This window comes from Mycobacterium sp. IDUB_36 (assembly GCF_055419225.1).
Genome location: NZ_JBVAXH010000001.1, coordinates 2630776 through 2643582, shown reverse-complemented (window position 1 = coordinate 2643582; position 12807 = coordinate 2630776). Strand labels below are relative to the sequence as shown.

The 12807-nt window shown below is 66.7% G+C and carries 15 protein-coding genes; 7 read left to right on the top strand and 8 right to left on the bottom strand.

Translation table 11 applies throughout. The features are described 5' to 3' along the window. Window positions 1-135 precede the first annotated feature (135 nt). Window positions 136-828, top strand: a complete 693-nt coding sequence (locus ACZYW1_RS13015) for a TetR/AcrR family transcriptional regulator (protein WP_463786327.1) — start codon at window positions 136-138, stop codon at window positions 826-828. Window positions 829-832: 4 nt separating this feature from the next. Here ACZYW1_RS13015 and ACZYW1_RS13010 read toward each other — a convergent pair whose 3' ends face one another. Further along, the gene (locus ACZYW1_RS13010; protein ID WP_463786325.1) at window positions 833-1339 is read right to left on the bottom strand and encodes a DUF5078 domain-containing protein; all 507 of its coding nucleotides are present in this window, start codon (window positions 1337-1339) and stop codon (window positions 833-835) included. Between the two features lie 53 nt (window positions 1340-1392). After that, on the bottom strand, window positions 1393-1782 hold the full coding sequence (locus ACZYW1_RS13005) for a PPOX class F420-dependent oxidoreductase (RefSeq protein WP_463786323.1): 390 nt from the start codon (window positions 1780-1782) through the stop codon (window positions 1393-1395). A gap of 95 nt (window positions 1783-1877) precedes the next feature. Between ACZYW1_RS13005 and ACZYW1_RS13000 the strand changes: the two genes are divergently transcribed. Together ACZYW1_RS13000 and ACZYW1_RS12995 are read left to right on the top strand one after the other, a co-directional pair. Further along, window positions 1878-2732 (top strand): phytanoyl-CoA dioxygenase family protein, encoded by an 855-nt coding sequence (locus tag ACZYW1_RS13000; protein ID WP_463786322.1) that lies wholly within the window; start codon window positions 1878-1880, stop codon window positions 2730-2732. Between the two features lie 39 nt (window positions 2733-2771). After that, window positions 2772-3419, top strand: a complete 648-nt coding sequence (locus tag ACZYW1_RS12995; protein ID WP_463786320.1) for a cutinase family protein — start codon at window positions 2772-2774, stop codon at window positions 3417-3419. Here the strand turns inward: ACZYW1_RS12995 and ligD are convergent, their stop codons facing one another. Beyond that, entirely contained in the window at window positions 3420-4445 is a 1026-nt protein-coding gene (gene ligD, locus ACZYW1_RS12990) for a non-homologous end-joining DNA ligase (RefSeq protein ID WP_463786317.1), read from the bottom strand. Window positions 4446-4484: 39 nt separating this feature from the next. Between ligD and ACZYW1_RS12985 the strand changes: the two genes are divergently transcribed. After that, on the top strand, window positions 4485-5567 hold the full coding sequence (locus tag ACZYW1_RS12985; RefSeq protein ID WP_463786315.1) for an ATP-dependent DNA ligase: 1083 nt from the start codon (window positions 4485-4487) through the stop codon (window positions 5565-5567). A 53-nt stretch (window positions 5568-5620) separates the two neighbouring features. Then, window positions 5621-6055 carry a nitroreductase family deazaflavin-dependent oxidoreductase gene (locus tag ACZYW1_RS12980; RefSeq protein ID WP_463786313.1) on the top strand — a complete coding sequence of 145 codons (435 nt, stop codon included), beginning with the start codon at window positions 5621-5623 and terminating at the stop codon, window positions 6053-6055. Here the strand turns inward: ACZYW1_RS12980 and ACZYW1_RS12975 are convergent. Continuing rightward, on the bottom strand, window positions 6052-7284 hold the full coding sequence (locus ACZYW1_RS12975) for a cytochrome P450 (protein WP_463786312.1): 1233 nt from the start codon (window positions 7282-7284) through the stop codon (window positions 6052-6054). The genes ACZYW1_RS12980 and ACZYW1_RS12975 overlap by 4 nt on opposite strands. Window positions 7285-7378: 94 nt before the next feature. On the opposite strand from ACZYW1_RS12975, the gene ACZYW1_RS12970 reads away from it, so the two are divergent. Continuing rightward, the gene (locus ACZYW1_RS12970) at window positions 7379-7807 is read left to right on the top strand and encodes a lipoprotein LpqH (protein WP_463786310.1); all 429 of its coding nucleotides are present in this window, start codon (window positions 7379-7381) and stop codon (window positions 7805-7807) included. A gap of 4 nt (window positions 7808-7811) precedes the next feature. Here ACZYW1_RS12970 and ACZYW1_RS12965 read toward each other — a convergent pair whose 3' ends face one another. From ACZYW1_RS12965 to ACZYW1_RS12950, 4 genes are read right to left on the bottom strand one after another with little or no spacing between them, the layout of a single operon-like run. Continuing rightward, the gene (locus ACZYW1_RS12965) at window positions 7812-8717 is read right to left on the bottom strand and encodes a haloalkane dehalogenase (protein WP_463786308.1); all 906 of its coding nucleotides are present in this window, start codon (window positions 8715-8717) and stop codon (window positions 7812-7814) included. Between the two features lie 24 nt (window positions 8718-8741). Then, on the bottom strand, window positions 8742-9224 hold the full coding sequence (locus ACZYW1_RS12960; RefSeq protein WP_463786306.1) for an NUDIX hydrolase: 483 nt from the start codon (window positions 9222-9224) through the stop codon (window positions 8742-8744). A 4-nt stretch (window positions 9225-9228) separates the two neighbouring features. After that, on the bottom strand, window positions 9229-10590 hold the full coding sequence (locus ACZYW1_RS12955; protein ID WP_463786304.1) for a WS/DGAT/MGAT family O-acyltransferase: 1362 nt from the start codon (window positions 10588-10590) through the stop codon (window positions 9229-9231). Between the two features lie 54 nt (window positions 10591-10644). Next, window positions 10645-11928: a PE-PPE domain-containing protein gene (locus ACZYW1_RS12950; protein WP_463786302.1), complete on the bottom strand. Its 1284-nt coding sequence runs from the start codon at window positions 11926-11928 to the stop codon at window positions 10645-10647. A gap of 103 nt (window positions 11929-12031) precedes the next feature. Here ACZYW1_RS12950 and ACZYW1_RS12945 point away from each other — a divergent pair, with 103 nt between their 5' ends. Then, window positions 12032-12805 (top strand): DUF732 domain-containing protein, encoded by a 774-nt coding sequence (locus tag ACZYW1_RS12945; RefSeq protein ID WP_463786300.1) that lies wholly within the window; start codon window positions 12032-12034, stop codon window positions 12803-12805. Window positions 12806-12807 lie beyond the last annotated feature (2 nt).

The window sequence follows — 12807 nt, the reverse complement described above, 5'->3', positions numbered from 1 at the left end:
ACCCTGACGAGTAAACCACGTCCGCACCCCCGATAGTCGGCTCCTTACCCCGCCCCAACAGCGATTCATACGTAACGCATGGTGTGTGCGTAAGCGGACGCTACCGGGTTCCACAGCAGCCCGCAATGCGTCCGTGTGCGCTATCCTCGCGCGGTGCCGCAGCTCACCTTCCAGCGCGCCCGCACCGAGGACAAGAAGCGTCAGCGGGCGGCGGCGCTGGTCGAAGCGGCCCGCTCGCTGGCGCTGGAGTCCGGCGTCGCCTCGGTCACCCTCACCGACGTGGCACGCCGGGCCGGAGTGCATTACTCGGCCGTGCGCCGCTATTTCACCTCCCACAAAGAGGTGCTGCTCAACCTCGCGGTGGAGGGCTGGTCGCGCTTCTCGGACACGGTCTGCGCCGACCTGGCCGAGCCCGGACCGATGTCGCCGGCGCGGATCGCCGAGGCGCTGGCCCAAGGGCTGGCCGCCGATCCGCTGTTCTGCGATCTGCTCGCCAACCTGCACCTGCACCTCGAGCACGAGGTCGAGATCGACCGGGTGCTCGAACTCAAGCAGATCAGCAACAGCGCCGTGCTCTCGCTGACCGAGGCGATCGAGAACGCCCTGCCGGCGCTGGGGCGCTCGGGTGCTTTCGATGTGCTGCTGGCGTCGTACTCGCTGGCGGCGCCGCTGTGGCAGATGGCGAACCCGCCGAAGCGGCTCGCCGACGCCTACGCGAACCGGGCGGACGTCCCGCCCGACTGGAAGATCGATTTCACCGCGGCGCTGACACGCCTGATCACCGCGACGTGCGTCGGCCTACTGGCCGAGGCTGACGAAAAAGGCTAGCGACTCAGAACCACTGCCACAACGACATGTCGCCGCGCGGATAGTTCATGCAGTTCTCGGTCTCGTGGGCGACGACGCCCTTGTTGTTGAAGAAGATTTTGAAGTGGTTGGGCCAGGCGAACCACAGCGGGTCGCCACCGGAACCCAACGGCGGGTAGAAGTTGGCCGAGTACTGCCTGCGGTCCGCCGGCGACAGCCCGAAGAACCAGTGCGCCTTGTCGATGGTCGCCTGCTGAACGTTCGGGTGGTTGTTGAAGTCGATCATGTACCGCTGGTAGTAGACCGGCGAAAAGTCCCGCGCGGCGGCCAGAACCTGCTCGGCGTCACACGACGTCGCGATCATCCGACGCGGGATGGGGAAGTCGTCGGTCGAGTCGTTGTAGGTGCGGCCGGGGCCGGGCTCCAGCTCCGGATCTGCCAGCGCCACCGGCGGAAAGACGGCAGCAGCGGCACCGACTGCGAGCGCCGCAACGCCGGCGCGGATGAAAGGGCTCAGGCCAAAAAGACGCATGCGGCTACTATAACGCTCCGATTACGGCAGCGCGCAACGGCTGGGTAGCCTGACTAACCAACGGGCGGCGTGATCTCCAGCCCGACGTGGACCTTGTCGATTCCACCCCGCACGATCGAGTGCACGTAGAACCACGGGGCGTGGTACCAGTAGCGCTTGAGCACCGCGTTGTAGACCCGCCGGGTCTCTGATTTCGGCAGGATCCGGGCAACGCCGTCCACGTCGTCGCTCTTCGGCTTGCCCAGTGCTCCGCTCTTGGCGAGCGTGACGCGGGGGGTGTTCTTGATCCGCTTGGTCTTCCACGACCCGTCGTCGGTGATCACCAGCAGCTTGCCGTTGTCCGGCACGCCCCAGATCGCTGTCGGCTTCGGGCGACCGTCTTTGGTGAAGGTGGTCAGGAGGAGGTACTTGGACTTGATGACGTCCGCAAAGGTGGTGGCCACGCCATATTTATAACCAATCGCGCAACGATCCGCTGAATGCGTGACGCACGCGCGGGGTCGGCTTACTGTGTCGTCAGAGCCGAGGACTGGTGCAGATGACCCCTGACGACACCTCCGTCACGACACTGGAAGACCTTCGCAGCGATCTGGCGCTGCGCTACAAGTGGACGCCCAGCGGTGGCACCGCGGTGGACCCCGCCGTGGTGGAGGCCGACGCGGCCGCGCTGGCCCGCGACGGCTACATCGTCTGGGAGAACCTGCTGACATCCGAGCAGTGCGACCAGATTCGCGATGAGGTAAAACCCTGGCTCGGGCACACCGGCCGCAACACCTTCGAGGGGCGCCGCACCCAGCGCATCTACAGCGTGCTGAGCCGGACGCGGATCTGCGACCCGGTGGTCGACCACCCGCGGGTGCTGGCCGCACTGGACCGGCTGTTGATGCCCAACTACCTGCTCTCGGCGCTGCAGGCGATCAACATCCAGCCGGGCGAGGCGGCGCAGCTGGCCCACCACGACGACGGCTTCTACCCGATCCCCCGGCCCCGCGATCCGCTGGCGGCCGCCACGATCTGGGCGATCGACGACTTCACCGCCGACAACGGCGCGACGGTGCTTTACCCGGGAAGCCATCGCTGGGGTAAGCGGCGGCCGGGCCCGGAGGACCGGGCGGTGCCGGTGGTGATGCCGGCCGGCTCGTGCGTGTTCTTCGTCGGCACGCTGTGGCACGGTGGCGGCGCCAACACCTCCGACGCCGATCGGCTGGCCGTCACCGCGCAGTACTGCCAACCGTGGCTGCGGCCGATGGAGGCCTTCACGCTGTCGGTGTCCCGCGACATCGCGCGCTCGGTGTCCGACGACATCCGGCGCATGCTGGGCTATAGCGTCCATCCGCCGTTCGTCGGCGCCGTCGACGGCCTGCACCCGCTGCGACTACTGGAAGACCGGTAGCGCGCACGCGTGCCACGGGGGGATGGCACCATTCCACCCATGACAAGTCGCAGCGTGGCCCGCATCGTCGCCGGTGCGCCACTGATGGTGTTCGCCTTTCTCACGGTCCCGGTCGCGAGCCCGCCGGCCCCGACGGCCGCGGCCGATGACTGCCCGAACGCCGAAGTCGTGTTCGCCCGCGGCACCGGCGAGCCGGTCGGACCCGGCGGACCCGGACAGGCCTTCTACGACTCGCTGACCGCTCAACTGCCCGGCAAGACGATCAACCTCTACCCGGTCAACTACCCGTCGACCACCGACTACGTGAACAGCGCGCACGCCGGCGCCGACGACGAGGTGGCGCACGTCCAGGCCACGGCCGCGGCCTGCCCCAACACCAAGATCGTGATCGGCGGCTACTCGCAGGGCGCCGGAGTCGCGGACATGACCAGCCACCGGCTGTCCCCGCAGGTCGCCAATCACGTTGCGGCCGTTGCCCTTTTCGGCAACCCGCAGAGCAGCTATTCGAAGAGCTTGTCGGACAGCCAGATTCCAGCGCTCGATCCCAGCTTCACCCCGAAGGCCATCGACATCTGCCTGCCGAACGACAACATCTGCGCCGAGGGTGGCAGCATCATCGCCCACCTGGGCTACGTTCCGGACTCGACGAACCAGGCCGCCACCTTCGTGGCGGGCAAGCTGCAGTAGCTAGCGCTTGCGGTCGGTATCTTTGCTCGGCTGAACACGTTTCGGCTCGCCGGGCATCTTCGGATAGTTGGGCGGGTACGGCAGATCACCGAGCCCGCTCTCCTCGTCGGCGGCGACCATCTCCAGTAGCGGTTCGATCGACTGCTCGACCGTATCGATGTCCGCCCACGGATCGTCGCGGTCGGCCACCAGCTCGGCGGCTGTCGCGATCGTGTAGTCGTCGGGGTTCGCGGTCGCCAGCTCGTCCCACGACAGCGGCATCGATACCGTCGCGATCTGGGTGCGCCGCACCGAATAGGCGGACGCGAAGGTCCGGTCGCGGGCGTTCTGGTTGAAATCGATGAAGATCCGCTCGCCGCGTTCCTCTTTCCACCACGACGTGGTCACCGCGTCGGGGGCGCGACGCTCCACCTCGCGGGCCAGCGCGATGCCGGCCCGGCGGACCTGGATGAAATCCCAGTCGGCTTTGATCCTCAGGAACACGTGGATCCCCCGGCCGCCGGATGTCTTGGGGTAGCCCACCAACCCGAGTTCGTCGAGCAGCGGGCGCAGCACGTCGATCGCCACACTGCGCGCTTCGTCGAACCCGGTGCCCGGTTGTGGGTCCAGGTCGACCCGCAACTCGTCGGGGTGCTCGGCGTCCGGGCAGCGGACCTGCCACGGGTGCAGCGTGACGGTCCCCATCTGCGCCGCCCAGACGATCGCGGCCGGATGCGTCACCCGCAGCGCGTCGGCGGTACGACCCGACGGGAAGGTGATGGTGCAGGTCTGCAGATAGTCGGGGTGGTGCTGCGGGATGCGCTTCTGATAGATCTCCTCGCCGTCGATGCCGTCCGGGAAGCGCTGCAGATGGGTCGGCCGGTCCTTCAACGACGCCAGCATCGGACCTGCGGCGACGGCGCGGTAATACTCGACGAGTGCGCGCTTGGTGCCCTCGGAGCCCAGCTTCGGAAAGTAGATCTTGTCCGGGTTGGTCAGCCGGACGGCGATGCCGTCGACGTCGATTTCCTCCGCGGGCGATGCCATCTTCCGATTCCAGCACAGCGGTTCGGACACAATGTGCAAATGGACTTGCCTGTCATGCCGCCGGTTTCGCCGATGCTGGCCAAATCGGTCAAGGCGATCCCGCCCGATGCGTCCTACGAGCCGAAGTGGGACGGGTTCCGGTCGATCCTGTTTCGCGACGGCGATCAGGTGGAGGTCGGCAGTCGCAACGAGAAACCGATGACCCGCTACTTCCCGGAACTGGTCGCGGCGGCGGTTGCCGAATTGCCGCAGCGCTGCGTGATCGACGGCGAGATCGTCATCGCCACCGACCACGGCCTGGACTTCGAAGCGCTGCAGCAGCGCGTCCACCCGGCCGACTCGCGGGTGCGGATGCTGGCCGAGAAGACGCCGGCATCGTTCATCGCCTTCGACCTGTTGGCTCTCGGCGACGACGACTACACCCGCCGGCCGTTCACCGAGCGGCGCGCCGCGTTGCTGGACGCGTTGAGCGCGACGGGCCCCTCGTTTCACGTCACGCCGGCGACCACGGACCTCGACACGGCGCAGCGTTGGTTCGACGACTTCGAAGGTGCCGGCCTGGACGGCGTGATCGCCAAACCATTGACGATCACCTATCAACCCGACAAGCGAATCATGTTCAAGATCAAGCACGAGCGCACCGCCGACTGTGTGGTCGCCGGTTACCGGGTGCACAAGTCCGGCCCCGACGCGATCGGCTCGCTGTTGCTAGGGCTCTACAAGGACGACGGCACGCTGGCGTCGGTCGGTGTGATCGGCGCATTCCCGATGGCCAAGCGGCGCGAGCTGTTCTCCGAAATGCAGCCGCTGATAACCGGTTTCGACGATCACCCATGGAACTGGGCCGCTCACGAGGCGGGTGACCGTACCCCACGGAAGAACGAGTTCTCCCGTTGGAACGCCGGCAAGGACCTGTCGTTCGTGCCGCTGCACCCCGAGCGGGTGGTCGAAGTGCGCTACGACCACATGGAGGGCGAGCGGTTCCGCCACACCGCGCAGTTCAACCGGTGGCGGCCGGACCGGGAGCCGACATCCTGCACCTACGCGCAACTCGACAATCCAGTGACGTTCAGCCTCGGTGATATCGTCCCGGGCCTCGGCGCGACCGGGAAGACTGGCTGACGTGACGCGCGCCGGCGACATGCCGAGCGAGGCGAGGAGTAGGAGCGGCGCATATGACTGACGAAAAAAGCTTCAACGAGAAGAACATCGAGGAGTTCCGCGCCAACCACGGTCAGGTCGGCGGCAACTTCGAGGGCGCACCGCTGGTCATCCTGCACACGGTCGGCGCGAAAAGTGGCGAGCCGCGGATGAACATCATGATGTATCAGGCCGACGGCGACCGGTACTTGATCTTCGCCTCGAAGGCCGGTGCCGACACCAACCCGGCCTGGTACTGGAACCTCAAAGCCAACCCGGACGCCCGGATCGAGGTCGGCGACGACATCGTCGACGTGCACGCCACCGAGTTGGAGGGCAGCGAGCGCGACGAGAAGTACGCGTTGCAGGCCGAGCGTTACCCAGGATTCGCCGACTACGCACGCAAGACGTCGCGGGTCATCCCGGTGGTCGCGCTTGTTCCGACAGGTCCGCCGCAGCCGCGCGACTAGATCGCGATGTCCAGCGAGGCCAGCCCGCGCAGGGTGACGTTCGGTTTGTAGACCGGATCACCGGCCAACCGGGCATCGGGGAAACGCGCCGTCACCGCCGTCAGGGCGACCGCGGCCTCCAACCGGGCCAGCGGCGCGCCCAGGCAGTAATGCAATCCACGCCCGAAGGACAAGTGCCGGAACGCTTTTCGGTCGGGATCGAATATCGCGGGCCGGTCGAACTCGGCGACGTCGTGTTGGGCCGCGGCCAACAGCAACAGCATGGTGTCACCCTTGGCCACGTCGGTCTTGCCGATTGTGATGTCCTCGGCGGCAATTCGCGCCACCAGATGCACCGGAGGGTCGTAACGCAACGTCTCCTCGATGACGGCCGGTGCCCGCTGCGGGTCGGCGGCCAACGCGGTCCACTGCCACGGTTCCCGCAGCATGGCCAGCATCGCGTTGGCGATCAGGTTCACGGTTGTCTCGTGCCCGGCGATCAGCAACAGGCTGCACGTCGAGACGATCTCATCCTCGGCCAACTGGTCGCCGGACTCTTCGACCGCGATCAACCGCGACATCAGGTCGTCGCCGGGATTCTTGCGGCGCTGATCGATCAGGTCGTGCAAGTAGCCGCGCAGCCATTGGGCAGCCGCTATCCGCCGGTCCATGCCCTCCATCGGCGCGCCGGTGGCCGCGAAGAACGGGTCGAGCGCCTGCGCCAACAGTGCCGAGGCCTGGCTGAACTCCGCTTCGTCCTCGATCGGCACCCCGAGCAAACGGCAGATCACGTTCACCGGGAGCGGGTGCGCCAGATCGTCGACGGCCTCGAACCGGCCGCGTTCGGCGACACGGTCCAGCATTCCGTCGACCAGTTCGGTGATATGCGGCGTCAACTCGTTGACCACCTTGGGTACGAAAGCCTTGCTGACCAGTTTGCGCAGCCGGGTGTGATCGGGTGGATCGAGGAACAGGAACATCGGCGGGACATCGGATTGCTGCGCCTGGCCGTCGGCAAGCATGCGTTGCACCATCGCCGACTTGTTGCGGTCGACCGAGGACGCCGGGTGCCGCAGCGCGTCGTCACAGTCGCGGAACGACGAGAAGATCGTGAGGGTGCCGTCGGGCAGTCGCATCGGCCCGCATTCGCGGAATTGCCCGTAGACCGCATAGGGGTCGGCCCGGTTCGCCGGGTCCAGAAGTTGCAGAAGGAGTTCCTGCGGGCCGGCGACGCTCGACGTGGCAGACATATTTGCATTGTGCCGGTGTCAAAGAAATTGCAGGTAGCTACCGTCGCGCGGAGACGGCGACCCATGAGCGCCGGCGTCGGGTTAGGTTCTCTCTGTGAACAAAGGTGTGTGTACCGTCGCCGCCGCGGCGCTGCTGGTCAGCGGCTGCTCCGACAAGTCGGCGACTCCGCCCCACGGGGTGCTGCCGCCCGGCACCGCGGTGCTGTCCATCGACGGCAAAGACGTCGGCAAGACGTACTCGGTCAGCTGCCAAACGGTGGACTGGATGACGCGGATCCACACCGACCTGCATGCATCGAAGGTCAGCGCGATGCTCTCCAACGCCGGCAAGCTGAAGGCCGAGTTCGTCCGGTTCCACGATCTCGACGGCTTCACCGGCTCCTACGAGCACGCACTGCAGGGCGAGGCCGCGGTCACCATGACCGGCACGACGTATCACATCACCGGTGCCGCTCTGGGTTTCAACGACGCCGAGCGGACCCGCCTCAAAGCCGAGACGTTCACCATCCACGTGTCGTGCTGAGGCGTCAGCCGCCCAGGAAGTCCACGATGTATCCGGCCAGCTCCTGGCCGGCGTCCTCCTGCAGAAAGTGCCCGGCGTTGCCCACCACCGGGTGATCGATGCCCTGCGCGCCAGCCATCTCGCGCTGCAGGATCGGCGCCATCCCCCCGGTGATCGGGTCGCCGTCGCTGAAGGCCACCAGCATCGGCGTCGAACTCGCGGACAGGGTCGCCCAGGCTGACCGGTTGGCCGGCGCAGCGGGATCGTCGGGCGAGGTCGGCACCAGACCCGGCATAGCCCGCGGTCCCGCGCAGAAGGTGTCGTCGGGAAACGGTGCGTCGTAGGCCGCGCGGACCTCGTCGCTCATCGGGCGGCGGCAACCACCCTGCACGAACCGGCCGACGTCGATCGACGGCGCCGTCTGGATGGCCTGGCGGAATTGCCACCAGATCTCCGGCATCGGTATGTCACCGGTCGGCAAGCCGGTGTTGGCGACCACCAGCCGGCTGAACCGGTCCGGGTGTTCGGCGGCCAGCCGCAGCCCGATCAGGCCGCCCCAGTCCTGCCCGACCAGCGTCACTCCCCGCAGGTCCAACTTGTCGAACACCAGCTCGCGCACCCACTCGACGTGGCGCGCGTAGCTGTGGTCCTCGATGCGGGTCGGCTTGTCCGATCGGCCGAAACCGACCAGGTCCGGGGCGACGACGCGATGTCCGGCCGCGGACAGCACCGGGATCATGGTGCGGTACAGGTAGGACCATGACGGCTCGCCGTGCAGCAGCAGCACCGGGTCGGCATCGGCCGGGCCGTCCTCGACCCAGGCCATCCGCAGCGTGCCACCCTCTCCGTCGGAAACGTCGGAATAGTGTGCGGCATAGGGGAATTCAGGTAGAGCGGTAAACCGGTCTTCGGGAGTGCGCAGCGTCTGCATGGGAGTGAAGATACGCCAGCCCGCTCAGCCCTCCGCCAAATCGGCCAGCTCCGGGGCTGACATCAGTTGATCGAGCAGTGCAAGCTGGCCCTTGAGCAGCTTGGCCCTGGCCCGCGCCACCGGAAACCACTCGACCCGGTCGACCTCCGGAAAGGACTTCATTTGCCCTGAGCCCCTTGGCCATTCGAGCTCGAAGGTATTACTGCGGGTGTCGGACACGTCGAGATCTGCGTGCACCGCGAACGCGGTGACGATCTTGCCGCCGGACTGCTTGACCGGGGTCAGGTCGATGCGGGGGCCGGTCGGTGGCGCGCAGCCGACCTCTTCTTCGAATTCGCGTTGCGCCGCGGCCCACGGATCTTCGTCCTGCGCATATTCGCCCTTCGGTATCGACCAGGCGCCGTCGTACTTGCGCGCCCAGAACGGTCCACCCGGATGCGCGATCAGGACTTCGACAACGCCGTCGCGCGTGCGGTACAGCAACAGGCCCGCGCTGAGCTTGGGCACGGCGTCACACTCCGACTGCGCGTTCCAGATCTTTCAGTGAGGTTTCCAGGTGGCCGAGCAGCCGCTGCAGGTGCGGCACGCTGCGGCGGCAGCCGACCAGACCGAAGTCGATGTTGTCGGCGTTGTTGACCATCGTGATGTTCAGCGCCTGACCGTCCAGCGCGATCGACAGCGGGTAGTTGCCGTCGAGGCGGGCGCCATTCCAGTACATCGGCTTGGTCGGTCCCGGCACGTTGGAGATGACGATGTTGAACGCCGGCGGCGCCGTGGTGGCCAGGCCCGGTACGGCGGACAGCCCCAGCGGCGCGATCAGAGCCGCCGACAGCGCATAGGCCTGCAGCTTCGGCAACTCCGAGAACACCTGCTTGTTGCCGCGCATCGATGCGCTGATCGTCTCCAGCCGCTTGACCGGGTCTTCGACGTTGGTGGCCAGGTTGCACAGCAGCGCGGCGACCTGATTACCGCCACTGTCGGCCTCGTCATCGGAGCGCATGCTCACCGGCACCATCGCGATCAGCGGGGCGTCGGGCAGGGACTGCTCGTCCTGCAGGTAGTAGCGCAACGCCCCGGAGCACATGCCGAGGATGACGTCGTTGAAGGTGACACCGGCGGCGACCTTGATGCCCTTGAGCCGGTCGATGCTCCAGGACTGGGCGGCCACCCGTCGCGCCCCACCGATCGGCACGTTGAACATCGTGCGCGGCGCGGCGAACGGCAGGGTCAGCTGCTGTTCGAGCAGCGCGGCGCGGGCCAGCGACCAGGTCGACGGTCCGTATGCCGCAATGGATCCCGCGATCTTGGACAGTCCCGGTCGCCCGGCCTTCTCCACCTCTTTGCGATGGCGGCGCGGCAGATCCCAGATCGCCTTCATCTCGGTGTCGTCGGGGTCGGCCGACAACGTGCGCTGCATGAGTCGCAGCGCCGAGACGCCGTCGATCAACGAGTGGTGGAACTTGCTGTAGACCGCGAACCGGCCGTCGTTCAGCCCTTCGACGAAGTGGGCTTCCCACAGCGGCCGGTGCCGGTCGAGCAGACCGCTGTGCCAGCGCGAGGTCAGCTCGAGCAGCTCGCGCACCCGGCCCGGCGTCGGCAGTGCGGAGCGCCGGACGTGGTAGTCGATGTCGACGTCGCCGGGGTCGTCGTAGGTCCACGCGACGTTCGGCACTCCGCCGAACGTCCACGCCGGGTGCTTGCGAAAGGTGGGCTGGAAGTCGGTGTTGGCGACCAGCGCGTCGCGCATCTCGCGGGCGAACTCCGGCCCGGCATCCTCCGGCGGTTCGAACAGCTGCAGCCCGCCGACATGCATCGGGTGCTCGCGCGACTCGATCGTCAAAAACACCGAGTCGAGCGGACTCATCAATTCCATGAACTCATCTAAGGCGTTACCGGGCGGACGCGGCATCCGAATCCGCGAATCAGTTCAACTCGTGAACATTCCGCCGAGTGGTCCGACCAGTCCGAGTACCGGGTCCAGCAGATTCTGCTGGATGCCGGTGAGATCCAACAGATTCTGGATGTCCGCTCCGATCGGCCCGGCGATGTCGATGAAGGCCGTGAACGGGTTGAACTCGTCGTTGAGTTGGGAGACGAACTCGTAGTAGGGCAACCCGATGGTCTGTTCGGACCAGGTTTGCGCCTCGTCGAAGAAAGACTCCAACTGGTCGAACCCGGGCAGCTCGGCGCCGAACAGGGCGAAGGCGTTGTTGGCGCCCTGGACCACGCCGTTGGCGAGTTGCAGGGTGAATGTCACCGGGTCGAGGGTCGGGATGAGTTCGGCAGGTGTCGGCTCCCCGAACGGAACCGAACGGTCGTAGCCGGCTTCGACGAGCACCTGCAGCGCCGGCTGGAAGACCTTGAGCACGGGTTCGGGCACACCCAGGCTTCGGAGCGGCTCCAGTAACGGCAGGTTGTTGGCGGGAATGAAATAGAAGGTGGTGTCGCCTTCGACCTGCCTGACGACCTCGGTCGACCCGAGCACGTACTGGTCGGCGAACGGAGCGTCCAGCCCGGGTAGCGGATCAGACGGCGGCCAGATCGCCGGAACCTCGTATGGCAGAGGGCCGTTGCCGTATCCGGCGTGCGAGTAGACGAAGCCCAGCAGTGCGTTGGCGTCGGCTACCAGGTTGACCGGATATTGCGGAAAGTCGGCCACGGCGTCGTACTGGTTGGCGATGTCGATGGTGTCGATGCCCGCGGTGGTCGGCTCGGCGCCGTTGAAGTCGAAGCCGGGTGCGCCCGGGATGACGAGTCCGGCGAAGCGTTCCAGGAATCCGCCGTCGGGCCGGTTGCCGGATCCGAGCAGCAGGAAGGTGACATCGGGCCGTGCTTCAGGCTCCAGTTGCATGAGAAGCAACTTCTCCTGAACCGCGATCTGGGCGCTCTGCGAGTAACCCTCGACCAGGTAGGGCTGGCCCGCCGGCTGAGCCTCCATCGCGGCCTGCAGGTTCGCCAGACCGACCGGAATCGAGGTGCTGGCAGCCGATTCCGGCGTCGGGACCAGGAGCGAGGTGTAGTTCTGTCCGGTCGCGGGGTTGATGTAGTCGGTGACGATCGTGTCCCGCCAGAACTCGCTGGGCGTCGGCATTCCGGTGCCGCCCATCATCAACGCGATCAGCGGGTCGTCGTCCGCGCGCGCAGGCGCGGACCAGATCGCGCCCAGCGCAGCAGTCGCGAGCAGCCCACCGAACAACCGTCGAAAGTTCAAGCCTTCACTGTGCCGCACCGCAAGCGCGTTCGGAGACAATTCCGCGGACAGATTTCGACTGGTAACGGCAACCCGAGACACCGCTTGGCCCTAAGCTCTTGGGATGCGCGACCGGGAGACAATCGACTCCGAATTACGCCGCGTCGCAGCCGAGCTCCGCTCGATTCGCGAGCGTGGTGGTCTGCCGTCCAGCCAACAAGTCGACGCGCTTCTCGACGAACGCCTTGGCCACCCTGTCGAAGTCATGAGCGACACCGCGGTTCTCGACGAGATCCTGGCGCCGTTCAAAGACACCGTCGACCGGCCGCGGCGACGCCGGCGTGGCCGGCTGCTCCGCTTCGCGTTGCGCGCGGCGGTCCCGCTGTCGGTGCTCGCCATGGCCGCGGTGCTGGTGACGATGTTCACCCTGCACCGGCACCACCCGCCGGCCGAACCGACGGCCACCACGGTGTCCGACGAGCGGGTGAGCCCGGTTGCGGCGCCGCCTCTGCATCCGCCGACAACTCCCCCGTCGTCCGCGGACATCGCCGAGAAGGCGATGGTCGATGCCTTGCAGCAGGAGGGGGTGCCGGTGCCCAGCCGCGACTACGCCGCTACGCAGGGGCACGCGGTGTGCGACTTCCTGGGCAAGGAGCCCAACTTCTCCGACGCGACCCAGTTCGTGCAGCGCTCGACGATCTGGGACAACCAGCAGAGCGCCGACTTCGCCGCGGCCGCCGTCGTCACCTACTGCCCGCAGTTCGAGTCGACGACCAACTCGCAGGCGGAGCAGACGATGCAGAAATCGGTGACCAACCTGCAAGCGATCGAGGGCGATCTGCAGGGCATCAACCACGATCTCGAGGGCATCAAGAACGGCCTGCACGGCGGAGCATGATT